The 1,303-nt window shown below is 81.0% G+C and carries 2 protein-coding genes; both read left to right on the top strand.

Annotation, left to right across the window (positions count from 1 at the left end; genetic code table 11):
- Positions 1–992, top strand: a 992-nt coding sequence (locus tag ACQRUO_RS39445) for a lantibiotic dehydratase (RefSeq protein ID WP_428321003.1), incomplete at its 5' end; no start/stop codon positions are given.
- A gap of 115 nt (positions 993–1,107) precedes the next feature.
- On the top strand, positions 1,108–1,303 hold a 196-nt coding region (locus ACQRUO_RS39440), incomplete at its 3' end, for a hypothetical protein (RefSeq protein WP_428321002.1).

Genomic DNA, 1,303 nt, shown 5'->3' with positions numbered 1-1,303 from the left:
CGGGCCAGGGTGAGCAGCGGCCGGCCGCTCGCCCCGCCGCCGAGCCGGTTGCCACGCCGGTCGCCGAGCCGGCGCCGGCGGTCGGGCGGCGCGACCGGCTGCTGCTCGCGCTGGCCCGGTGGGCCGCGGTGCACCGGCAGCCGGAGCTGCTGCTCGACGACGTGCTGCTGGCCCGGCTGGCCGCCGGAGCGGACCGCTGGTACCCGGGTCCGCCGGACTCCTTCGACCTGGTCGCCCAGCTGCGGGCGGACTCTGCGCAGGCGTTGCAGGACGGGGACTTCCAGCTGGTGGTGGTCGGCACGGAACCGACCGCGGGGGCCACGGCCGGCCGGTTCGGCGAGCTGCTCGGCGCGGCGCACGAGCAGCCCCGGGGCCTGCCGGCCGCAGGCGGGTCCGGCGCGCTCGACCTGTCCGACCTGTGCGTGGTCGCCGACCCGCACCGCCTCGCGCTGGTCCCGGGGCACCCGCGCCGCCCGGGCCACCAGGTGGCACCGCTCCCGTCGGGGGCGCCCGGCTCGCCGCTCCCGCCCGGCGGTGCCCGGCTCCTGCACGCTCTCGTCCGCGGCCTCGACCCCGAGCCGCCGGGCTGGGACTGGGGGCCGGCCGAGGCGCTGCCCTACCTGCCCCGGGTGCGCCGCGGCCGCACCGTGCTGGCCCCGGCCCGCTGGCGGCCGGACGATCCGGCGCTCGGCGACCCGGCCACCGGCCCGGGCGACTGGCAGGAACGGTTCGCCCGTTGGCGGGAGCACCGGCAGGCGCCCAGGTACGTGCAGTCGGCCGACGCCGCGCTCCGGTTCGCGCTGGACCTGGACCACCCGCACCACCGGGAGCTGCTGCGCGAGGCGTGGGCCGGGCAGGCGAACCCGGTCCTGCTGGAGGCGCCGCCCGGCGGCACCGGGTGGCTGGCCCCGGCCGGCCGGACCAACGAGCTGGTCTTCCCGCTGCACCGCCGCGCCCCGGGGGCCCGTCCCGCACCGCCGCTCGGTGCCTGACCCGTCCCCGCCCCTCACGTCCCCCCTGTCATCCCCGTCCGCTCTCGTCATCCCCTCCCGCCCCGGCGGCAGCCGGGCCTCCCCCCGGAGGATTCCCATGGACAAGGACTGCCCCGTGTCGGCCCAGCAGGTCCCGGCGCCGCCGTGGCCGGGCCGGGCGGCGGTGCCGCTCTCCGGCCAGCTGTGGGAGAGCGGGGCGGCGGCGGGCGTGCCGGTGGTGCTGCGGGCCCGGGCGGCCGCGGCGGTGGCCAGCATCGCCGAGCGGCTGGCCGACCCCGCCCGGCTGACCGAGCTGCCGGGCGGCCTCGGGG

Source organism: Kitasatospora sp. LaBMicrA B282 (genome assembly GCF_050325825.1).
Taxonomy (GTDB): Bacteria; Actinomycetota; Actinomycetes; order Streptomycetales; family Streptomycetaceae; genus Kitasatospora.
This window is presented reverse-complemented; position numbering and strand designations above follow the sequence as displayed.